The sequence below is a fragment of the Bacillus sp. JS genome (genome assembly GCF_000259365.1).
GTDB classification, from domain to species: Bacteria; Bacillota; Bacilli; order Bacillales; family Bacillaceae; genus Bacillus; species Bacillus stercoris.
On sequence record NC_017743.1, the window covers coordinates 321735 to 344279 of the forward strand.

Genomic DNA, 22545 nt, shown 5'->3' on the forward strand with positions numbered 1-22545 from the left:
TTTCTTTTTATTTGATAGGAATATAGATTTGAATTCACTCTGCCGCGTTGCTTTGATAGAGAGTGTGTGATAAGTTCAAATGTAAGCGTTAACATAATTCTCCAGTCTTCACAACAGTTGAAAGGAGGAAGCTGAAGAAAGAGTAAGAGGAATTTTTGACTCCGCAGTCAGTCTTCAAAAATCAAATAAGGAGTGTCAAAAATGTTTAAAAAACGATTCAAAACCTCTTTACTGCCGTTATTCGCTGGATTTTTGTTGCTGTTTCATATGGTTTTGGCAGGACCGGCGGCTGCAAATGCTGGAACACAGAACACATCAAATGAACTGGCAGCGCCATCGATTGAAAGTGGGACCATTCTTCATGCTTGGAATTGGTCATTTAATACGTTAAAACACAATATGAAGGACATTCATGATGCAGGATATACAGCCATTCAGACGTCTCCGATTAACCAAGTAAAGGAAGGGAACCAAGGAAATAAAAGCATGTCGAACTGGTACTGGCTCTATCAGCCGACATCGTACCAAATTGGCAACCACTACTTAGGCACTGAACAAGAATTTAAAGAAATGTGTGCAGCTGCTGAAGAATATGGCGTAAAAGTCATAGTTGACGCGGTCATCAATCATACCACCAGTGACTATGGCGCGATTTCTAATGAGATTAAGAGTATTCCAAACTGGACACACGGAAACACACAAATTAAAAATTGGTCGGACCGATGGGACATCACTCAAAATGCATTGCTAGGGCTGTATGATTGGAATACACAGAACACTGAGGTGCAAACCTATCTGAAACGTTTCTTAGAAAGAGCATTGGATGACGGAGCAGACGGGTTCCGCTATGATGCCGCCAAGCATATAGAGCTTCCGGATGATGGGAATTACGGCAGCCAATTTTGGCCGAATATCACAAATACATCGGCGGAGTTCCAATACGGAGAAATCCTGCAGGATAGTGCTTCCAGGGATACTGCTTATGCGAATTATATGAATGTGACAGCTTCTAACTATGGGCATTCCATCAGATCCGCTTTAAAGAACCGTAATCTGAGTGTGTCGAATATCTCCCATTATGCATCTGACGTGTCTGCGGACAAGTTAGTCACATGGGTGGAATCACATGATACGTATGCCAATGATGATGAAGAGTCCACATGGATGAGTGATGACGATATCCGTTTAGGCTGGGCAGTGATTGGTTCGCGCTCAGGAAGCACGCCTCTTTTCTTTTCCAGGCCTGAGGGCGGAGGAAATGGTGTAAGATTTCCAGGGAAAAGTCAAATAGGAGATCGCGGGAGCGCCTTATTTAAAGATCAGGCGATCACTGCGGTCAATCAATTTCACAATGAAATGGCCGGGCAGCCTGAGGAACTCTCAAATCCGAATGGGAACAATCAAATATTTATGAATCAGCGCGGCTCAAAAGGTGTTGTGCTGGCAAATGCAGGTTCCTCTTCTGTCAGCATAAATGCTTCAACGAAATTACCTGATGGCAGCTATGATAATAAAGCCGGGACCGGTTCATTTCAAGTCAGGGACGGTAAACTGACAGGCACGATCAATGCAAGATCTGTGGCTGTGCTTTATCCTGACGATATTGCAAATGCGCCTCAAGTTTTCCTTGAGAATTACAAAGCAGGCATAACACATTCTTTCAATGATCAACTGACGATTACCCTGCGTGCAGATGCGAACACAACAAAAGCTGTTTATCAAATCAATAATGGACAAGAGACAGCGTTTAAAGATGGAGATCAATTCACAATCGGAAAAGAAGATCCATTTGGCAAAACATACACCATCATGTTAAAAGGAACGAACAGTGATGGTGTAACGAGGACCGAGGAGTACAGTTTTGTTAAAAGAGATCCAGCTTCGGCCAAAACCATCGGCTATCAAAATCCGAATCATTGGAGTCAGGTAAATGCTTATATCTATAAACAGGATGGGGGCGGGGCAATTGAATTGACCGGATCTTGGCCTGGAAAACCAATGACTAAAAATGCAGACGGAATTTACACGCTGACGCTGCCTGCGGATACGGATACAACCAACGCCAAAGTGATTTTTAATAATGGCAGCGCCCAAGTGCCTGGCCAGAATCAGCCTGGCTTTGATTACGTGCAAAATGGTTTATATAATGACGCGGGCTTAAGCGGTTCTCTTCCTTATTGAGTACAAGGCTGATGGGTTATAGTGAAAGAAACCATCATAGATGGTTTCTTTTTTGTTCATAAATCAGACAAAACTTTTCTCTTGCAAAAGTTTGTGAAGTATTGCACAATATAAATGTGAAATACTTCACAAACAAAAAGACATCAAAGAGAAACATACCCTGGAAGGATGATTAATGATGAACAAACATGTAAATAAAGTAGCTTTAATCGGAGCGGGTTTTGTTGGAAGCAGTTATGCATTTGCGTTAATTAACCAAGGGATCACAGATGAGCTTGTGGTCATTGATCTAAATAAAGAAAAAGCAATGGGCGATGTAATGGATTTAAACCACGGAAAGGCGTTTGCGCCGCAACCGGTCAAAACATCTTTCGGAACATATGAAGACTGCAAGGATGCTGATATTGTCTGCATTTGCGCCGGAGCAAACCAAAAACCTGGCGAGACACGCCTTGAATTAGTAGAAAAGAACTTAAAGATTTTCAAAGGCATTGTCGGTGAAGTCATGGCGAGCGGATTTGACGGCATTTTCTTAATCGCGACAAATCCGGTTGATATCCTGACTTACGCGACATGGAAATTCAGCGGCCTGCCAAAAGAGCGGGTGATCGGAAGCGGCACAACACTAGATTCTGCGAGATTCCGTTACATGCTGAGCGAATACTTTGGCGCAGCGCCTCAAAACGTGCACGCGCATATTATCGGAGAGCACGGCGACACAGAGCTTCCTGTCTGGAGCCATGCGAATATCGGCGGTGTGCCGGTTAGTGAACTCGTTGAGAAAAACGATGCGTACAAACAAGAGGAGCTGGACCAAATTGTAGATGACGTGAAAAACGCAGCTTACCATATCATTGAGAAAAAAGGCGCGACTTATTATGGCGTTGCGATGAGTCTTGCCCGCATTACAAAAGCGATTCTTCATAATGAAAACAGCATATTAACTGTCAGCACATATGTGGACGGGCAATACGGTGCAGATGACGTGTACATCGGTGTTCCAGCTGTCGTGAACCGCGGAGGGATCGCTGGTATCACTGAGCTGAACTTGAATGAGAAAGAAAAAGAACAGTTCCTTCACAGCGCCGGCGTCCTTAAAAACATTTTAAAGCCTCATTTTGCAGAACAAAAAGTCAACTAACCGCAACTTTAGAGTAAAGGGCTGATTGTCAATGTGGGAGCAGTTGTATGATCCGTTTGGAAACGAGTATGTGAGCGCACTTGTGGCGCTCACTCCGATTCTCTTTTTTCTCTTGGCTTTAACTGTTTTGAAAATGAAAGGCATACTTGCGGCGTTTCTTACTCTAGCCGTCAGTTTCTTCGTCTCCGTTTTGGCATTTCACATGCCAGTTGAAAAAGCGATTTCTTCTGTTTTGCTAGGAATCGGGAGCGGGCTGTGGCCCATTGGCTACATTGTCCTGATGGCGGTGTGGCTGTATAAAATCGCAGTGAAAACCGGGAAATTTACTATTATTCGGTCCAGCATTGCCGGCATTTCGCCTGACCAACGATTACAGCTATTATTAATTGGTTTTTGTTTTAACGCGTTTTTGGAAGGCGCGGCCGGTTTTGGTGTTCCGATTGCGATCAGCGCGGCGCTGCTCGTCGAACTTGGTTTTAAACCGTTAAAAGCGGCAGCGCTCTGCTTGATCGCAAACGCAGCTTCCGGAGCCTTTGGGGCAATCGGGATTCCTGTCATCACAGGGGCGCAGATTGGTGATTTGTCTGCTCTTGAGCTGTCACGGACATTGATGTGGACACTGCCGATGATCTCATTTTTCATACCGTTTCTGCTTGTATTCCTATTAGACCGAATGAAAGGAATCAAACAGACATGGCCTGCCCTTCTGGTTGTGAGCGGTGGGTATACAGCGGTTCAGACCCTGACAATGGCGGTGCTCGGGCCGGAATTAGCCAACATTTTGGCGGCCTTGTTCAGCATGGGCGGGCTTGCCCTCTTCCTCCGCAAATGGCAGCCGAAAGAGATTTACCGGGAGGAAGGAGCCGGCGATGCTGGTGAGCAAAAGACATACCGTGCCGCTGACATTGCGAAAGCGTGGTCACCTTTCTACATTTTAACTGCGGCGATCACCATCTGGAGCCTTCCCGCCTTCAAAGCGCTTTTCCAAGAAGGCGGACTGTTATATCAAACAACGCTCCTGTTTAAAATGCCTTTTCTGCACCAGCAAATTATGAAAATGCCGCCGATTGCTCCATCTGCCATGCCGTTAGATGCGGTCTTGAAAGTTGATTTGCTGTCAGCGACTGGTACAGCGATTTTAGCCGCAGTCATCGTGACAGGACTGTTCAGCAAAAACTTCTCCTCTCGAGATGCCTTTGCTTCCTTGAAGGAGACAGGAAAAGAGCTGTGGGTGCCGATTATCACGATCTGCTTCGTGATGGGGTTTGCCAATCTGGCCAACTTCGCAGGGCTCAGCTCTTCAATTGGATTAGCGCTGGCGAAAACGGGAGACCTGTTCCCGTTTGTCAGTCCCGTTCTCGGCTGGATCGGCGTGTTCATTACCGGATCTGTTGTCAGCAATAACGCTTTGTTCGGACATTTGCAGGTTGTCACCGGAGCGCAGATCGGTGCGGGTTCTGACTTGCTGTTGGCCGCAAATACTGCGGGCGGGGTCATGGCGAAACTTGTTTCTCCTCAATCTATCGCCATCGCTGCCGCAGCGGTCGGCCAAACAGGAAAGGAATCTAAACTGTTTAAACGGACAGTGGCGTACAGCCTGGTTCTGTTATTGGGCATATGTATTTGGACGTTTATTCTTGCAAGATTAGGAGTGTAATAGAAAAAAGCAGTACATGCCCAGCATGTACTGCTTTTTTATGTTAATTTGCTTTCTTTGTTATTTCGGCAGTTGTCTTCACTCTGGCTTTTCCCATAAACAAAATGGTAATCGCCGCGAGGACAATTGGAATCAAAGCGAGCAAAAAGACATACGTGATACTTGATGACATTGCGTCAATAATGCGATTCAGAATCGCGTCAGGAATTTGGGAACGTGTTCCCGCTTGGAAAATCTCCTGCGGGTCGCCGATATTTTGCGCCGCGCCTGATCCCGCTGAACCTTTCATGCCGCTGAAGGCGTCACTCAGCTTGTTTGAAAATACGTTTGTTTGCACCGTTCCGAAAATGGTGACGCCCAGGGTCATGCCGAATGATCGCAAAAACGAATTTGTAGAGTTTGCCGTTCCCCGAAAGCGAGGTTCGAGGTCATTCATCGAGGCCGCCGGCAGCAGTGAGAAGTTAAAGCCTACGCCAAAGCCTGAAATCATCATAAAGACTGTCAGCCATACCCGTGCTGTGTCAGGCGTCATATTGGAAAGAAGCAGCATGCCGATAAAGAAAGCTATAACAGATATCAGCATCAAATTGCGGAAGCTTGCCTTCGTTTGGAAGATTCCGCCGATCATGCTGCCGATGACTGATCCAATCATCATCGGCGTCAAAATGAAGCCCGCGCTTGTCGCTGAGCTGCCGTAGACCGCCTGAACGAAAATCGGAATAAATACCGCTAAAATAATGAATGTTCCGCCATATAGGAAAGCGAGAATCTGTGCTGTGGCAAACAATCTGTTTTTAAACATCCAGAAAGAAATGATTGGCTCTTCCGCTTTTCTCTCCACAATAAAAAAGGCGATGAAGAAAACAGCGAATACAATAAACAGCCCAATGATCTGAATGGAGTTCCAATCGTATGTTTTGCCGCCAAGCTCAAGGGCGAACATCAGGCATACAATGGATACGACTAAGGTAATCGCGCCGCCCCAGTCAATTTTCTGCTTTCTGGGCTCCAGAGATTCTTTGTAATAGCGAATAATGAAAAACAATGACAATGCGCCGATTGGCACATTAATGTAAAACACCCAGTGCCAGCTGATCGAATCTGTAATGATTGCGCCTAAAAGCGGACCAAGAACACTGGATAATCCGAATACAGCGCCGAACATGCCGGACATTTTTCCGCGTTTTTCCGGCGGAAACAAATCAAAGATAATCGTAAAGGCAATTGGCAGAAGCGCGCCGCCTCCGATCCCTTGAATGGCCCGGTAGATGATCAGCTGATTCATCGTCTGGGCAATTCCGCATAAAGCCGAACCGATTAAGAAAAAAATGAGTCCAAACAGGAAAAAACGTTTTCGGCCGTACATATCGGAAAGCTTGCCGTAAATCGGCATGCCAGCCATAACCGCCACCATATAGGATGCCGTCACCCAGGCAAATTTATCGAAGCTTCCAAGATCGGCTACGATGTTGCCCATCGCGGTGGCAACAATCGTATTGTCCATCGCGGACATCAAGATGCCCAGCAGGAGACCGAGAACAACAAATTTTGTGGAAGCCTGTTTTGCTGTTGTTGTGTCCATTTGTTCTACCTCCTCTTACTTTTCTATGTAAGTTCTGATATCATGATAATAGTTTGATCATTGAATATCTCGATTATCAAGATAAACTCGATTTTATAGGGAGGACTGTCAGTTGTCAACAAGAAATTCCAGAAGTGAGTTGGAAAAGACGGCCGTTCAGCTTTTTCGGAAACTGGGCACAAGAACGGTTCTGTTTCATCAGGCAGCCGCTCAAGCCCTCGGTCTGTTTCCCACCGATTTGAAATCAGCTGACATCTTAAATGAAGCAGGACCGATGACGGCCGGAGAACTGGGCAAAAAAACCGGACTTAGCACGGGTTCCGTCACGGCGCTTGTTGACCGGCTGGAAAAAGCGGGGTATGTGGCTCGTGAAAAGGACCCGAACGATCGCAGGAGAGTCGTAATCGTCCCTTTGACTGCTTCGAAAAAACATATAAAGGATTTGTTCCGTCCTCTGTCTGAGTCGACGATGGATTTGTGCTGCGAATATACGGAAGAGGAACTGGAACTCATTTTCAGTTTTGTAGGCAAAGCCGCTGATATCATGGAGAAAGAGCTTCAACGTTTGAAACAGTAAGTGAAATTGTGCATAGCTTGGCCCGTTCCCGAATAAATTGTACAAGTTACGTAAGAGAAGGGAGTACGGGCCGGTGAACATTTTTTTGAGCTATATTGTGCTGGGACTGTCCTTGTCTGCGCCTGTGGGGCCAGTGAATACGGCGCAAATAGACAAAGGAATTAAAAACGGTTTTTGGCATGCATGGATATTTGGTTTAGGCGCCATGACAGCGGATGGGCTGTACATGCTTTTTATCTATTTCGGGCTGTCACAGTTTTTGACCGCTCCATTTGTGAAAACGTTTTTGTGGCTCTTCGGCTTTTTTGTGCTGACCTATACTGGAATTGAAACGCTGAAAAACGTCAGAGAGCCGATGGATGTGCGAGGCTCGCGGGGAAAGCCGTCATTCCGGAAAACGTTCGCTTCAGGTTTTCTCATTTCACTCTCGAATCCATTGAGCATCCTTTTTTGGCTTGGAATTTACGGAAGCATTCTTGCGAAAACAGCAGAGGCCTACAATATGAATCAGCTTCTGATCTATAGCTCGGGCATCATGATCGGCATTTTAATCTGGGATTTCTGCATGGCGATTACAGCCAGTACATTCAGAAACCTGCTTCATGAAAAGCTATTGAGAGGATTGACCGGAATGGCCGGTGTATCACTCCTCGTGTTTGGTTTTTACTTTGGTTATCAGGGCATTAAACAGTTATTGGGCTGATTCATAAAGGACAGTCACCTGCCGCTTCCAGTTTTAATATAGTATCCAGATGATACTGGAGGTGGATCAATGGTGAGTGGGATTTACACCAAAAGTTTTCTGGAACGTATTCAAGAAGAGCTTCCTGAATGGCAAAGAATCGCTTTTGAGCTGCTGGCAGAAACTCTGGCGGACGATGCGGATACGTTTCCGTGCATTCCCGGACGCCAGGCGTTTCTGACTGATCAGCTTCGCATTGCTTTTGCCGGAGATCCGCGGGAAAACCGTACAGCGGAGGAACTGGCTCCGTTGCTTGCGGAGTACGGAAAGATATCGCGGGACACTGGAAAATACGCATCCCTCGTTGTGTTGTTTGATACACCGGAAGATTTGGCGGAGCATTATTCGGTTGAAGCGTATGAAGAGCTGTTTTGGCGCTTTTTAAATAGACTGAGTGAACAAGACGAAAAAGAATGGCCGGAAGACATTCCGGCCGATCCCGAGCATTATAAATGGGAGTTTTGTTTTGACGGCGAACCGTACTTTATTCTTTGCGCTACACCGGGGCACGAGGCGAGAAAAAGCCGAAGCTTTCCTTTTTTTATGATCACCTTTCAGCCGAGATGGGTGTTTGAAGAGTTAAATGGCTCAACGGCTTTTGGCCGCAACATGAGCAGACTGATCCGCTCCCGTTTAGAGGCCTATGATGAAGCTCCGATTCACCCGCAATTAGGCTGGTATGGAGAAAAGGATAATCGTGAATGGAAGCAGTATTTCCTCCGTGATGACGAAAAACAGGTATCGAAGTGCCCATTTTCTTATTTAAAGAACATGTTCAACAAACTGAAATAAATCACGGACTTGCAGGGCGGTCTTTATGACCCTGCTTTTTTTGATAGATCATGGTCACGATGGCGATGATCACAAGAAAACCGATGCTCACAAAAAAACCGGGCCGGCTTGATTTTTCAAACAATGTACCGGACACAGCCGCAGCAATCAGAATCATCGCTAAATAAATTTGCGTTTTTCCCATGCCCTCAGGATCAGTCAGCTTTTTGCTGGAGAACAGGATAAACAGCCAAGTGTATAAAAGCATAAGCCCCGCGGCTGTTGTCATATGCTCATAAATGTTTTTAGGCAGCACTAATGACAGAATAATGGAGAGGATAAGCCCCGCAAACGTCAGCCCCAGTGCCGGCCAGCATATTTTTTTGCCTTCCTTTAGAGTAAAGCATTTCGGCGCGTCGCCGTCATCAGCCATCGTACAAAGCAATGTCGTAACCGCAAAAAGCGAAGCGACAAGGGTCGAGAACCCGGCGATGATGAAAATCCCGTTAAATATATCGAGGATGATCTCAAGGTTATATCCTTTTAACGACGTAATGAACGGACTGTCCTGTTCAGTGAACGAGTGTAACGGAACCAAAAGCAGAGCCAGCCCGATTGAAATGATATAAACAATCGCCAGTGTCGCCAGCATCAGTTTCCCTGATTTAGACGCTTCCTCAGGTTTTTTTAAGTGAACCGCCATCAGCCCCATGACCTCAATTCCACCAAAAGCGTAAAACGCGTAGATTAAACCTGTCCACAGCCCCATGGCGCCGTATGGGAAAAACTCACTCGTCTTATTTGGAACATGTATGCCATGATTTCCGCCGGACAGGATACCGCATAAAGCCAGGATGGCAATGACAATAAACATAAAAATAGCAGCTGTTTTAATGACTGCCAGCACGTTTTCTGTTTTTTCAAAGACGGACAGGCCGGTGAAAATAATAAGGAGCCCCAGTACTGCGTAGATTGAGGCAAACACCCATAGCGGCACTTGAGGAAACCAATGCTTCGTAAATAGCGAAATGGCTGTCAGCTGGCTGCCGGTAATCAGCATTTCTGACGACCAGTACACCCAGCCGTTGCTGAAGCCTGCCCATTTGCCGAATGCTTTTCGCGCATACGCACAAAACGAGCCCTTTTCCGGCTGCTTCGCCGACAGCTTGGCGAGCTGTTCAAAGACAAAATACGTACCGATCCCTGCGATCAGAAATGAAAGGAGAACGGAAAAACCACTTTTTACAATTGCGATGCTGGAACCGAGAAAAAAGCCAGTTCCAATCGTGCAGCCGACTCCGATCAGTGACAGCTGCCACCAAGCCAGATTCCCTTTTGGCTGGTCTTTTTTTGTTTGGCTCATTATTTATTCAACCCCTTTTATCTAAGGTTAGATTGCGACCCGCCCGAAGCTTATATACATCAGATTTTTGCCTCTTTTTACATGGAGATGGAGGCGGACGCTCATACTAATGAAAAAAGGAGCAAACCAATGACACAGCAATATATTGTGGAGCCGAAAAAAGGGCTTGGGCTGAAGCTGAAAAAGGGGCAGATTTTAAAGGTGGTTGATGTAGAAGGGCAGCAGGTGGCTGATTTTGTCGCATACCATGCCAAGGATTTTTATGAACACCTTGATCAGGGAGCGACAATTGACGCCAATCATTCCATTCATGTGAAGGTCAACGACCATCTCTACTCCAACCTGTACAAGCCGATGCTAACACTGATTGAAGATACGGTCGGCAAGCATGACCTGCTTCTGCCCGCCTGCCGTCCTGATATGAACAGGCTCTTATACGGCAAGCAAAAGGATGAGTTTCAGGATACGTGCTATGACAATATGAACCGTGCGCTTGAACAGTTTGGCGTGCCGAAGCCTCACATGCATTATCCCTTTGCGATTTTTATGAATACCGTTCTTGATGAGAAAGGGAATCTGTCTGTGGAAACACCGCTTTCAAATGCCGGAGATTACGTAAGGCTTAGGGCGGAGATGGATTTAATTGTCGCGTTTTCTTCCTGCCCGATTGAAAAAGGGAAATGCAATGGCGACAGTGTGACATCCATACGGGTTGAAGTCAGCTGATCTCTCTTGTTCACTGTGAATGAAGACCTGTGCTATATTTAAGAGGGATACATAACAGTCATGATTCATTTTCATTGATTTGGGGAAATGAACAGTAACAAGGGAAAATGTACAGGAGGAATGATTGGGATGAGCATGCAGGAAAAGATTATGCGTGAGTTACATGTGAAGCCCTCAATTGATCCAAAGCAAGAAATTGAGGACCGAGTCAATTTTTTAAAACAATATGTAAAGAAAACCGGTGCTAAAGGCTTTGTATTGGGAATCAGCGGCGGACAGGATTCAACGCTTGCGGGAAGACTTGCCCAGCTTGCGGTGGAGAGCATTCGTGAGGAGGGCGGGGACGCTCAATTTATCGCGGTCCGTCTTCCGCATGGCACACAGCAGGATGAAGACGATGCCCAGCTCGCTTTGAAGTTTATTAAGCCGGATAAATCATGGAAGTTTGATATTAAATCGACAGTCAGCGCGTTTTCGGATCAGTATCAGCAGGAAACAGGCGATCAGCTAACTGACTTTAATAAAGGAAACGTAAAAGCAAGAACAAGAATGATTGCGCAATACGCGATCGGCGGCCAGGAAGGCCTTCTTGTGTTAGGAACAGATCATGCGGCTGAAGCAGTGACTGGTTTCTTTACGAAGTACGGAGACGGCGGAGCAGACCTCCTGCCGCTGACAGGCTTGACGAAGCGCCAGGGAAGAAGCCTGCTGAAAGAGCTGGGTGCACCGGAACGCTTATATTTAAAAGAACCAACTGCCGATCTGCTCGATGAAAAACCGCAGCAGTCGGATGAAACAGAGCTTGGCATTTCCTACGAGGAGATTGACGATTATCTCGAAGGAAAACAAGTATCAGCGAAAGTATCAGAAGTATTGGAAAAACGCTACAGCATAACTGAACATAAACGTCAGGTTCCAGCGTCAATGTTTGATGACTGGTGGAAATAAGTTGAAGAAAGCCCGCTCTCGGAGCGGGCTTTTGTCGTGAACAGGCGCTTTATTTGATGCGGATATGATTCAGCTTAACCCTTAATCTGTCGGTGAACCTTCTGAGACTGCCTCTTGTATCAGGGTCTAATGGAAGACTGGCTCTCGCGGCAATGGTTTCTGCCACATCCTGAATCGACAGGTTGTCTGTTTGAATGCGGCCCTCAAAAATGGGTGATGATAATCCTTCAACGCAGCGGTCAATTTGTTTGGCGGCCCATGAGTTTTTTCCTTCTGCTCTGGTGCGCAGCCGTTTTAACAAGGTTTCCTTTGAAGCCATTAGTGTAAAGTGGTGAACGATCCTGCCTTCATGTCTGAGCCTGCCGATGATCTCATTGAAGTATTCAGGATGCACAATCGTCATTGGTACAATAATGATGCCGCGGTATGTATCTGTCAGAGAAGCTAGCAAACGGTAATTGAACGTCCGCCATAAGGGATAGCTTTGAAAATCGTCCTCCGCAATCTCCTGCGGCACCATGGAGCGTAGCGCAAAGCCCATTTTCTCAGGATCATACACATAAGAGGATTTCAGCCTTCTGTGCAGCTCGAAGGCTGTTTGTGTTTTTCCGGAACCGAATGCCCCGTTTATCCAAATGATCATTGCCATTTCTCCCTTCTTATTTATCATACAAAAAAAGACCCTTCGATCAAAGAATCAGCTGGAAAAACACAGAAGGTTTTAATGCTTTTTTGCGTCGAAGTATTAAAATATCTGCGGAAATGTTGTACAATGAATGTCATTCAGGCAAAAACGTTTGAACGGAAAAGGACGGGCAAGCCGGCATCTATATAAATATTCGCTAAATAAGCATATAATGAAAATAAAATTTCATTCCTTAGGAGGATTTCGCCGAAGATGAACGCAAAACGAGCCATCCCAGTAAGAGAAAGAAATATCGTCCTGATCGGATTCATGGGTGTTGGAAAAACAACAATCGGCCAATTGGTCGCTAAAAAATTATATAGAGATTTTATCGATATTGACCAAGAGATCGAAAAGGATTTCAACATGTCAATCCCTGAGATGTTTGAGGAAAAGGGAGAAGACTTTTTCCGAAAAACGGAGAAGGAATATATTTTAGACATCTGCCATCATAAAAGATTCAAAATCGTATCTCTGGGTGGGGGATCTTTTAAACAAGAGGAAATCAGAAATTGCTGTCTGGAAAACTGTCTCGTGCTTCATCTGGACCTCTCATGGGAGAACTGGAAGCAGCGCGCGGATTTATTGATTGAAAGCCGCCCGGTGCTGCATAACCGTTCAATGGATGAAATGGAACAGCTGTTTAACGAGAGAAAAGTCATTTATGACAAGCACAATTCAAAAGTGGCAACAGACAACCTTTCCCCGGAAGAGGTTGCCGATTATATTGTAGAGACATTAAAAATTGGCTGGGACCTTTACCAGCCGATGTAAAAAGCCGTGCGCAGCGCACGGCTTTTTTTATCGTTTTATCCCTTGTATCAAAATCGCTTTTAAACAAAAGGAGTCGGGCTGTCCGTTTTGGTTCAATGTAATACAGAATGTGTCTTGTGCTTCGTCTGATGCGTGATTCAAGTGGGTAATGATTTGTTTTTCCCGGTCAGCGGAGGTTCCGCCTCGTTTGATCCAGCTGTCATATTGAATCGGCAAATTCCACTTTTGGATGTCTTGATAGGCCAGTTGGTTGGCGCTGAACATCGCCTGCCATTCTGATAATGAGCTTTCTCGAACATGGGAAGGGTCTCGAAGCCGGTTCAACTGATTGACAAACTCATCAAGAACGGGATCTTCAGGCGCATAATGATCCACTAAAAGAAAACGTCCGTCCTGTTTCAATACGCGTGCAACCTCGCTGACGGCTTTGCGTACATCTGAAAAATGGTGGGCTGCGTATCGGCAGGTGATGATATCAAATGAATCGTCAGGGAAGGGAAGTGACTCTGCCGTTCCTTGCTGAAAGCGTACGTTTTCAGCTCCTTTTTCTTGCGCGAAGGAGGACGCAACCTCTACCATCTCTTTCGTCGCATCAATACCGATGCACTCCTGCACATAAGGAGAAAATGCCAGCGCCGTATGTCCGGCACCCGCTCCGATATCCAGCACCCGATGCTCTGCCCGATATTCCGCCGTTTTGATCATCAGCCCCAAATCTTCCCCCTCGGCAAATACCTTCTCATCCCGATACATCTCGGCATTTGTAGAAAACGGTGTTTCATTTGTCATTTGAACCAGCTCCTTCTTTTGTTTAATGATGATATGGATTATGTTAGCAATTTCTGTTATGATTCGTCCAAGATATAAAAATGATAAAAACGATAGGTTCAACCTATGGAGGCTGAAATGGATATTAGAGTAATGGAATACGCAGCGGAAATCGCCCGGCACCAAAGCTTTACAAAAGCGGCGGAGCATCTTCATATCGCTCAGCCGTCTCTCAGCCAGCAAATCAAAAAGCTTGAGGCAGAGCTGGGGCTTACTCTTTTTCACAGATCCCCCGGCTCTGTTACACTGACACCCCACGGCAGGCGTTTCATTGAAAAAGCCGAGGACATCATTCGTTCCAGAAATGACTTGCTCCGGGAGATGCAGGAGCGCTCGCAAGGACTGGAGCAAAAGCTTTCGATTGGAATTCCTGCTGTAACAGGGAGATATCTCTTTCCGCCGCTGCTGAAGAAGTTTTTGGCGCGCTATCCCCATGTGGAGGTTCAGCTTGTTGAAAAAGATCCGGTGTCATTAGAGGAAATGACGGCAAAGGGAGAGGTTGACCTTTCTGTTTTATCCTTGCCGATCGAAGATGAACGGCTCTCCATTATACCCTTGCTCATGGAACCGATTGTTCTCGCAGTGCCGAAGGAAAAGCAAAGATGGATGCCGCCGGAAATGATCGCGCTGATTGAAACAGCGCTGGAAGGTAAAGAGGGCCGCCAGCCGTGCGTGCCGCTTGACATGGTCAGGCAGGTGCCGTTTATTCTGTTAAAAGAAGGCTTCGGCTTTCGCAGAACAGTTCTCGATCTCTGTGCGGAAAGCGGCTTTAAGCCGAATGCTGCCTTCAAGACGAGCCATATTGAAACGGCCCAATCCCTTGTGGCTAACGGATTAGGTGTGACAATGGCGCCGAATATGGTCAGAAGGGATAAAGATCCGGGTGTGATCTATTTATCGATTCAATCCGCGCCATCACGAACCCTCGTCTTTGTCTTTCTAAAGAACCGCTATGTCAGTCTGACAGCCCGGGCCTTTATGGAACTGAGCCGGGAAGGTCTTAAACAAACGTTTGATGAAAGCTGTCTGGGAAACAAAGATGAAAATATTTAGAAAACAAATCCGAAACATGATAGTATAGGAATACAAACTAAATCTTATAAAACAAAGGGGAATAATCGGAAATGCAACTATTCGATCTGCCGCTCGACCAATTGCGAACATATAAGCCTGAAAAAACAGCATCGAAAGATTTTTCTGAGTTTTGGAAATTGTCTTTGGATGAACTTGCAAAAGTCCAAGCAGAACCTGATTTACAGCTGGTTGACTATCCTGCTGACGGAGTAAAAGTGTACCGTCTCACATATAAAAGTTTCGGAAACGCCCGCATTTCTGGATGGTACGCGGTGCCTGACAAGGAAGGCCCGCATCCGGCGATCGTGAAATATCATGGCTACAATGCAAGCTATGACGGTGAAATTCATGAAATGGTAAACTGGGCACTTCATGGCTACGCCGCATTCGGCATGCTTGTCCGCGGCCAGCAGAGCAGTGAGGATACGAGTATTTCACCGCACGGTCACGCTTTGGGCTGGATGACCAAAGGCATTCTTGATAAAGATACATACTATTACCGCGGTGTTTATTTGGACGCCGTCCGCGCGCTTGAAGTGATCAGCAGCTTTGACGAGGTTGACGAAACAAGGATCGGTGTGACAGGCGGAAGCCAAGGCGGAGGATTAACCATTGCAGCCGCAGCTCTGTCAGACATTCCAAAAGCCGCCGTTGCCGATTATCCTTATTTAAGCAACTTCGAACGGGCCATTGATGTGGCGCTTGAACAGCCGTACCTTGAAATCAATTCCTTCTTTAGAAGAAATGGCAGCCCGGAAACAGAACTGCAGGCTATGAAGACACTTTCATATTTCGATATTATGAATCTCGCTGATCGAGTGAAAGTGCCTGTCCTGATGTCGATCGGTCTGATTGACAAGGTTACGCCGCCGTCCACCGTATTTGCCGCCTACAATCATTTGGAAACAGAGAAAGAGCTGAAGGTGTACCGTTACTTCGGACATGAGTATATCCCTGCTTTTCAAACGGAAAAACTCGCTTTCTTTAAGCAGCATCTTAAAGGCTGATAAATGTGAAAAGCCGCCAAATATTTTCCGGCGGTTTTTTTCTGCAAACTGCCGGAATGAGAACAGACTGGAGACGAATAGATATGAAACAAAGAATCATTGATGAATTAAAACGAATCGAGCAGTCATACGGGGTCAAAATCGTGTATGCCGTCGAGTCAGGAAGCCGCGCATGGGGATTCCCGTCGCAGGATAGTGATTACGATGTCCGCTTTATTTATGTGCCGAAAAAGGAGTGGTATTTTTCAATTGAGCAGGAGCGCGATGTCATTGAAGAACCGATTCACGATTTGCTGGATATCAGCGGCTGGGAGCTGAGAAAGACGCTTCGGCTTTTCAAAAAGTCAAACCCTCCGCTCCTCGAATGGCTGTCCTCAGACATTGTGTATTACGAAGCGTTTACGACCGCAGAGCAGTTAAGAAAACTGCGAACGGAGGCATTTAAGCCTGAAGCAAGCGTGTATCACTATATCAATATGGCGAGAAGGAACGTCAAGGATTACCTTCAAGGACAAGAGGTCAAAATCAAAAAGTATTTCTACGTGCTTCGGCCTATCTTGGCCTGCCAATGGATTGAAAAGCACGGAACCATTCCGCCAATGGACTTTACTGTTTTGATGGAGGAACTTGTTGCTGAACCTGAGCTGAAGGCTGAAATGGAGACCTTGCTTGAACGGAAAAAAAGAGGTGAAGAGCTTGACCTCGAAGCAAGAATCGATGTTATTCACCAATTCATTGAAACGGAAATCGAAAGAATCATGGAAGCGGCAAAAGAACTGAAGGCAGAGAAAAAAGATATGACACCTGAATTGAACCGTTTGCTTTTGAATACGGTTGAAGAAGTGTGGAAGGATGGAGGAAGCTGATGTTTTTTGTCGCTTCCTTTTCTCCTTTATTCGACAGAATTCCCCGACTTTCTAACTATCTGATTGTGGAAAAACCACAAAAATAATCAGAATCTTTGTATTTTGAGAATATTGTGAACGTCGGTTTTGTCCATTTACAATAAACTCATACAAATACTTCTTAGATTGCGGGGTGTTGAGGTTGGAAGTGATCACAAGAGATTTTTTCTTATTTTTATCCAAAAGCGGCTTTCTCAATAAAATGGCAAAGAACTGGGGAAGCAGAGTAGCAGCGGGTAAAATTATCGGCGGGAATGACTTTAACAGTTCAATCCCGACCATTCGACAGCTTAACAGCCAAGGTTTGTCAGTTACTGTCGATCATTTAGGAGAGTTTGTGAACAGCGCCGAGGTCGCACGGGAGCGTACGGAAGAGTGCATTCAAACCATTGCGACCATTGCGGATCAGGAGCTGAACTCACACGTTTCTTTAAAAATGACGTCTTTAGGTCTGGATATAGATATGGATTTGGTGTATGAAAATATGACGAAAATCCTTCAGACAGCTGAGAAGCATAAAATTATGGTCACCATCGACATGGAAGATGAAGTCAGATGCCAGAAAACGCTTGATATTTTCAAAGATTTCAGAAGGAAATACGAGTATGTAAGCACAGTGCTGCAAGCCTATCTGTACCGGACGGAAAAAGACATTGACGATTTAGATTCTTTAAACCCGTTCCTTCGCCTTGTAAAAGGAGCTTATAAAGAATCAGAAAAAGTAGCTTACCCGGAGAAAAGCGACGTTGATGAAAATTACAAAAAAATCATCCGAAAGCAGCTCTTAAACGGTCACTATACAGCGATTGCCACACATGACGACAAAATGATCGAATTTACAAAGCAGCTTGCCAAGGAACATGGCATTGCCAATGACAAGTTTGAATTTCAGATGCTGTACGGCATGCGGTCGCAAACCCAGCTCAGCCTCGTAAAAGAAGGTTATAACATGAGAGTCTACCTGCCATACGGTGAGGATTGGTACGGCTACTTTATGAGACGCCTTGCAGAACGTCCGTCAAACATTGCCTTCGCTTTCAAAGGAATGACAAAGAAGTAAAAAAGGAGAGATTATCATGACAACACCTTATAAACACGAGCCATTCACAAATTTCCAAGACCAAAACAACGTGGAAGCGTTTAAAAAAGCGCTTGCGACAGTAAGCGAATATTTAGGAAAAGACTATCCGCTTGTCATTAACGGCGAGAGGGTAGAAACAGAAGCGAAGATCGTTTCAATCAACCCGGCTGATAAAGAAGAAGTCGTCGGCCGAGTGTCAAAAGCTTCTCAAGAGCACGCTGAGCAAGCGATTCAAGCGGCTGCGACAGCATTCGAAGAGTGGAGATACACATCTCCTGAAGAGAGAGCGGCTGTCCTGTTCCGCGCTGCTGCCAAAGTCCGCAGAAGAAAACATGAATTTTCCGCTTTGCTTGTAAAAGAAGCAGGAAAGCCTTGGAACGAGGCGGATGCAGATACGGCTGAAGCGATTGACTTCATGGAGTATTATGCACGCCAAATGATCGAACTGGCAAAAGGCAAACCGGTCAACAGCCGTGAAGGCGAGAAAAACCAATATGTATACACGCCGACTGGAGTGACAGTTGTTATTCCGCCGTGGAACTTCTTGTTTGCGATTATGGCAGGAACAACAGTGGCGCCGATCGTTACTGGAAACACAGTGGTTCTAAAACCTGCGAGTGCTACACCTGTTATTGCAGCAAAATTTGTTGAGGTGCTTGAAGAGTCCGGATTGCCAAAAGGCGTAGTCAACTTTGTTCCTGGAAGCGGAGCAGAAGTAGGCGACTATCTTGTTGACCATCCGAAAACAAGCCTTATCACATTTACGGGATCAAGAGAAGTTGGCACGAGAATTTTCGAACGCGCGGCGAAGGTTCAGCCGGGCCAGCAGCATTTAAAACGTGTCATCGCTGAAATGGGCGGTAAAGATACGGTTGTTGTCGACGAGGATGCGGACATTGAATTAGCGGCTCAATCGATCTTCACATCTGCATTCGGCTTTGCCGGACAAAAATGTTCTGCAGGTTCACGTGCAGTTGTCCATGAAAAAGTGTATGATCAAGTATTAGAGCGTGTCATTGAAATTACGGAATCAAAAGTAACTGCTAAACCTGACAGTGCAGATGTTTATATGGGACCTGTCATTGACCAAGGTTCTTATGATAAAATTATGAGCTATATTGAGATTGGAAAACAGGAAGGGCGTTTAGTAAGCGGCGGCAATGGTGATGATTCGAAAGGATACTTCATCAAACCGACGATCTTCGCTGACCTTGATCCGAAAGCAAGACTCATGCAGGAAGAAATTTTCGGGCCTGTCGTTGCATTTTGTAAAGTGTCAGACTTTGATGAAGCTTTAGAAGTGGCAAACAATACTGAATATGGTTTGACAGGCGCGGTGATTACAAACAACCGCAAGCACATCGAGCGTGCGAAACAGGAATTCCATGTTGGAAACCTATACTTCAACCGCAACTGTACAGGTGCTATCGTCGGCTACCATCCGTTTGGCGGGTTCAAAATGTCCGGAACGGATTCAAAAGCAGGCGGTCCGGATTACTTGGCACTGCATATGCAAGCAAAAACAATCAGTGAAATGTTCTAAAGCGGGACTAAATGGGCATCCTCCCTGCGGGGATGTCCATTTCATCCATATACCATAAAAAAGAGGAGGAAGTGCCATAGAAAACATACAGCTGATTATTTCGATTTGTATTTATATGGCGGGGATGATGCTGATCGGCTACTTTGCTTACAAGCGCACGTCGAATCTGACGGATTACATGCTTGGAGGACGCTCTTTGGGTCCGGCCGTAACCGCTCTCAGTGCCGGCGCTGCCGATATGAGCGGCTGGCTGCTGATGGGTCTCCCGGGCGCCATGTTTTCAACAGGTCTGAGCGGTATTTGGATTGTGTTCGGACTTTGCCTTGGGGCATGGGCGAACTGGCTCTATGTTGCGCCTCGGCTGAGAACCTATACTGAACAAGCGGGGAATTCCATCACAATTCCCGGGTTCCTTGAAAATCGCTTCGGAGACCATTCGAAGCTGCTGAGACTCTTTTCAGGGATTGTGATTTTAGTTTTCTTCACATTTTATGTTTCGTCTGGAATGGTATCCGGCGGCGTTTTATTCAACAGTATTTTGGGGATGGATTATCATACCGGCTTGTGGGTTGTGACTGGTGTTGTTGTGGCGTATACCCTGTTTGGCGGCTTTTTGGCAGTCAGCTGGACAGATTTTGTTCAGGGGATCATTATGTTTGCCGCACTCATCCTTGTTCCGATCGTTACGTTTTTCCATACGGGAGGAGCAAGTGAAACAGTTACTGAAATCCGCTCTGTTGATCCAGATATGTTTAATATTTTCAAAGGAACAAGCGTCCTTGGCATTATTTCTTTGTTTGCCTGGGGTTTGGGCTACTTTGGCCAGCCGCATATCATTGTGCGTTTTATGGCGATAACGTCCGTAAAAGAGATCAAAAGAGCGCGCAGAATCGGAATGGGCTGGATGATTTTGTCGGCAGTCGGCGCTGTGCTGACCGGTTTGGGCGGAATCGCTTATTACCATCAGAATGGCATGACACTGAAGGATCCTGAGACGATTTTTATTCAATTAGGGAATATTTTGTTCCATCCGATTATCACAGGTTTTCTGATTTCAGCTATTTTGGCCGCAATTATGAGCACAATTTCTTCCCAGCTGCTTGTGACATCAAGCTCTCTGGTAGAAGATTTGTATAAGTCGATGTTCAGACGCTCAGCTTCTGATAAAGAGCTGGTGTTTTTGGGCCGTATGGCTGTGCTTGTGATTTCTGTCATCGCATTATTCCTTGCTTGGGAGAAAAATAATACAATCCTTGGATTGGTAAGCTATGCGTGGGCGGGCTTCGGTGCATCATTCGGGCCGGTTGTGCTGCTCAGTCTGTTTTGGAAACGAATGACCAAATGGGGGGCACTCGCCGGCATGATTGTGGGAGCAGCAACTGTAATCATTTGGGCGAATGCCGGTCTTTCGGACTTTCTGTATGAAATCATACCTGGTTTTGCTGCGAGTCTATTAACTGTCTTTATCGTCAGTGTATTGACGCAAGCTCCGTCACAAGCTGTCGAAGACCAGTTTAAAGACTACCAAGATACAATGTCACAATAAAGATCGAAAGGAGGAGGAAGGGGCTATCCCTTTTTCCTCTTTTCTCCTTTTAAGCGGCCATTTTTTTCTTTTGGAAACAAACGTATTTTTTTCTATACAAAAAGCCCCCGTATGGATATGATTAAAGTAAAAAAAGTATAGGAGAAAAAGGTATGGAAGAGCTTTTAGAGAGAGTTTTTTCATTTTCAGATGTTGATAAGCTGATTGATTTTATCAGTTATGAACTGCAAAAACCAGTCATCCTGGAAAGCGCGGATTTCTTTTTGTTAGCCTATAATTCTTACTATATTAACCATTTTGACTCTGCCAACCAGCAGACTATTTTCTCAAAAAAATGTCCGGTTCAGATTTTTGAGAGGTTTTTGAAGGACGGAATCATTGAAAAACTGAAAACAGAACCTGAGCCTTTTCGCGTCAATAAAATTGAAAGCATTGGGTTAAACCAGAGGGTGGTCGTGAGTGCAAAGCACAAAGGGGAAGTCATGGGCTACATCTGGGTTCAGGAGCTGGACCAAAATCTGACGGAAGAAGAGCTCGATTTTTTGTATGAGACCTCTTTTCATGTCGGGAAAATCATTTATAAAACGAACAAATTGAAACAGGAAAAGGAAGAAAAAGCAGAGGATCTCATCAAACGGGCTATCTATCAGCAATTCACCTCTGAGAAGGACCTCAGAAGGGAAGCTGAAAAGATCAACACCGTGCTGCCTTCCATGTTTTCAGTTGTTATCCTGCACGCCGCAAATGGGGATGGGGAAGCGGTTGAGGATTTAAAGGAAAATATCAGGTCGTACCTGAATTTACGGGATAAAGTCAGTCATGTCTTAACGATCGAATCAAATATTGTCATCGTCGTAGCGAGTTTTTCCCAAAAAAGCTCCGTCTCCTCAGCAGCTTCTGAATTTATTAACAAGCTGTTAACACATTTTCACTTTCAAAAAATACCTACCCCTATTTATATCGGTATCGGAAACGAATATAATCACCTTCTCAAGCTTGGCAAGAGCTACACAGAAGCACTCGAAGTCATCAAAGCCGCAGAAATCACCGGCAATCAGGAAAACATTCCATATGAATATGCCAAACTCGGCATTTATCGCTATTTAGAAAGCATTGAACAGAAAAACGAACTTTTAGAATACGAGAATAAGGATTTGGCTTTATTAAAAGCGAAAGACGAAGAAAGCAGCACTGAGCTGCTCAAAACCTTGGAAATCTATCTCCTCAACAACTGCAAAACAAAACCAGCGGCTGAACAGCTGTTTATTCACCAAAATACATTGAATTACCGCATCAAACAGATTACTGAGATGACATCGATCGATTTAAGCGATTTCAGAACGCGATGCCAGCTCTATCTTGATTTGATGCTGATGAAAAAGAAATAAAAAAGAAACCAGTACTTGTACTGGTT

20 protein-coding genes are annotated in these 22545 nt (G+C 45.4%); 16 read left to right on the forward strand and 4 right to left on the reverse strand.

Going from position 1 to position 22545, the window contains the following annotated elements; all coding sequences use genetic code 11:
- Positions 1-201 precede the first annotated feature (201 nt).
- The 3 genes from amyE (at position 202) to MY9_RS01765 (ending at position 4979) form a co-directional block, all read left to right on the forward strand.
- The gene (gene amyE / locus MY9_RS01755; protein ID WP_014662690.1) at positions 202-2181 is read left to right on the forward strand and encodes an alpha-amylase; all 1980 of its coding nucleotides are present in this window, start codon (positions 202-204) and stop codon (positions 2179-2181) included.
- A 175-nt stretch (positions 2182-2356) separates the two neighbouring features.
- A complete protein-coding gene (locus tag MY9_RS01760) occupies positions 2357-3322 on the forward strand; it encodes an L-lactate dehydrogenase (protein WP_014662692.1) in 966 nt (321 codons plus the stop codon).
- Between the two features lie 31 nt (positions 3323-3353).
- Complete coding sequence (locus MY9_RS01765) at positions 3354-4979, forward strand: L-lactate permease (RefSeq protein ID WP_014662693.1); 1626 nt, start codon at positions 3354-3356, stop codon at positions 4977-4979.
- Between the two features lie 43 nt (positions 4980-5022).
- Here MY9_RS01765 and bmr3 read toward each other — a convergent pair whose 3' ends face one another.
- Positions 5023-6561, reverse strand: coding sequence for a multidrug efflux MFS transporter Bmr3 (gene bmr3 / locus MY9_RS01770; protein WP_014662694.1), 1539 nt, complete (start codon positions 6559-6561; stop codon positions 5023-5025).
- 112 nt (positions 6562-6673) lie between these two features.
- On the opposite strand from bmr3, the gene MY9_RS01775 reads away from it, so the two are divergent.
- The 3 genes from MY9_RS01775 (at position 6674) to MY9_RS01785 (ending at position 8672) form a co-directional block, all read left to right on the forward strand.
- On the forward strand, positions 6674-7138 hold the full coding sequence (locus MY9_RS01775) for a MarR family transcriptional regulator (protein ID WP_014662695.1): 465 nt from the start codon (positions 6674-6676) through the stop codon (positions 7136-7138).
- 73 nt (positions 7139-7211) lie between these two features.
- Positions 7212-7841, forward strand: coding sequence for a LysE family translocator (locus MY9_RS01780; protein WP_014662696.1), 630 nt, complete (start codon positions 7212-7214; stop codon positions 7839-7841).
- Between the two features lie 69 nt (positions 7842-7910).
- Positions 7911-8672 carry a YqcI/YcgG family protein gene (locus MY9_RS01785; RefSeq protein ID WP_014662697.1) on the forward strand — a complete coding sequence of 254 codons (762 nt, stop codon included), beginning with the start codon at positions 7911-7913 and terminating at the stop codon, positions 8670-8672.
- Position 8673: 1 nt separating this feature from the next.
- Here MY9_RS01785 and MY9_RS01790 read toward each other — a convergent pair whose 3' ends face one another.
- The gene (locus tag MY9_RS01790; RefSeq protein WP_014662698.1) at positions 8674-10014 is read right to left on the reverse strand and encodes an amino acid permease; all 1341 of its coding nucleotides are present in this window, start codon (positions 10012-10014) and stop codon (positions 8674-8676) included.
- 129 nt (positions 10015-10143) lie between these two features.
- Between MY9_RS01790 and MY9_RS01795 the strand changes: the two genes are divergently transcribed.
- Positions 10144-10740 carry a DUF1989 domain-containing protein gene (locus MY9_RS01795; protein WP_003246345.1) on the forward strand — a complete coding sequence of 199 codons (597 nt, stop codon included), beginning with the start codon at positions 10144-10146 and terminating at the stop codon, positions 10738-10740.
- Positions 10741-10869: 129 nt separating this feature from the next.
- A complete protein-coding gene (gene nadE, locus MY9_RS01800) occupies positions 10870-11688 on the forward strand; it encodes an ammonia-dependent NAD(+) synthetase (protein ID WP_014662699.1) in 819 nt (272 codons plus the stop codon).
- Positions 11689-11737: 49 nt separating this feature from the next.
- Here the strand turns inward: nadE and tmrB are convergent, their stop codons facing one another.
- Positions 11738-12331 (reverse strand): tunicamycin resistance ATP-binding TmrB, encoded by a 594-nt coding sequence (gene tmrB / locus MY9_RS01805; protein WP_014662700.1) that lies wholly within the window; start codon positions 12329-12331, stop codon positions 11738-11740.
- A 255-nt stretch (positions 12332-12586) separates the two neighbouring features.
- On the opposite strand from tmrB, the gene MY9_RS01810 reads away from it, so the two are divergent.
- Entirely contained in the window at positions 12587-13147 is a 561-nt protein-coding gene (locus MY9_RS01810) for a shikimate kinase (RefSeq protein WP_014662702.1), read from the forward strand.
- Positions 13148-13174: 27 nt separating this feature from the next.
- On the opposite strand, the gene MY9_RS01815 is transcribed toward MY9_RS01810, so the two are convergent.
- Positions 13175-13936: a class I SAM-dependent methyltransferase gene (locus MY9_RS01815; protein ID WP_014662703.1), complete on the reverse strand. Its 762-nt coding sequence runs from the start codon at positions 13934-13936 to the stop codon at positions 13175-13177.
- A gap of 117 nt (positions 13937-14053) precedes the next feature.
- On the opposite strand from MY9_RS01815, the gene MY9_RS01820 reads away from it, so the two are divergent.
- From MY9_RS01820 to putR, 7 genes are all read left to right on the forward strand, one after another.
- Positions 14054-15028: a LysR family transcriptional regulator gene (locus MY9_RS01820; protein ID WP_014662704.1), complete on the forward strand. Its 975-nt coding sequence runs from the start codon at positions 14054-14056 to the stop codon at positions 15026-15028.
- A 71-nt stretch (positions 15029-15099) separates the two neighbouring features.
- Complete coding sequence (cah, locus tag MY9_RS01825) at positions 15100-16056, forward strand: cephalosporin C deacetylase (protein WP_014662705.1); 957 nt, start codon at positions 15100-15102, stop codon at positions 16054-16056.
- Positions 16057-16139: 83 nt separating this feature from the next.
- Complete coding sequence (locus MY9_RS01830; protein ID WP_040084228.1) at positions 16140-16922, forward strand: nucleotidyltransferase domain-containing protein; 783 nt, start codon at positions 16140-16142, stop codon at positions 16920-16922.
- Positions 16923-17109: 187 nt separating this feature from the next.
- Positions 17110-18021: a proline dehydrogenase PutB gene (putB, locus tag MY9_RS01835; protein ID WP_014662707.1), complete on the forward strand. Its 912-nt coding sequence runs from the start codon at positions 17110-17112 to the stop codon at positions 18019-18021.
- A gap of 16 nt (positions 18022-18037) precedes the next feature.
- A complete protein-coding gene (pruA, locus tag MY9_RS01840) occupies positions 18038-19585 on the forward strand; it encodes an L-glutamate gamma-semialdehyde dehydrogenase (protein ID WP_014662708.1) in 1548 nt (515 codons plus the stop codon).
- A 124-nt stretch (positions 19586-19709) separates the two neighbouring features.
- On the forward strand, positions 19710-21131 hold the full coding sequence (gene putP, locus MY9_RS01845) for a sodium/proline symporter PutP (RefSeq protein WP_231560788.1): 1422 nt from the start codon (positions 19710-19712) through the stop codon (positions 21129-21131).
- A 152-nt stretch (positions 21132-21283) separates the two neighbouring features.
- Positions 21284-22519 carry a proline utilization transcriptional regulator PutR gene (gene putR / locus MY9_RS01850; RefSeq protein ID WP_014662710.1) on the forward strand — a complete coding sequence of 412 codons (1236 nt, stop codon included), beginning with the start codon at positions 21284-21286 and terminating at the stop codon, positions 22517-22519.
- The last annotated feature ends 26 nt before the right edge of the window (positions 22520-22545 follow it).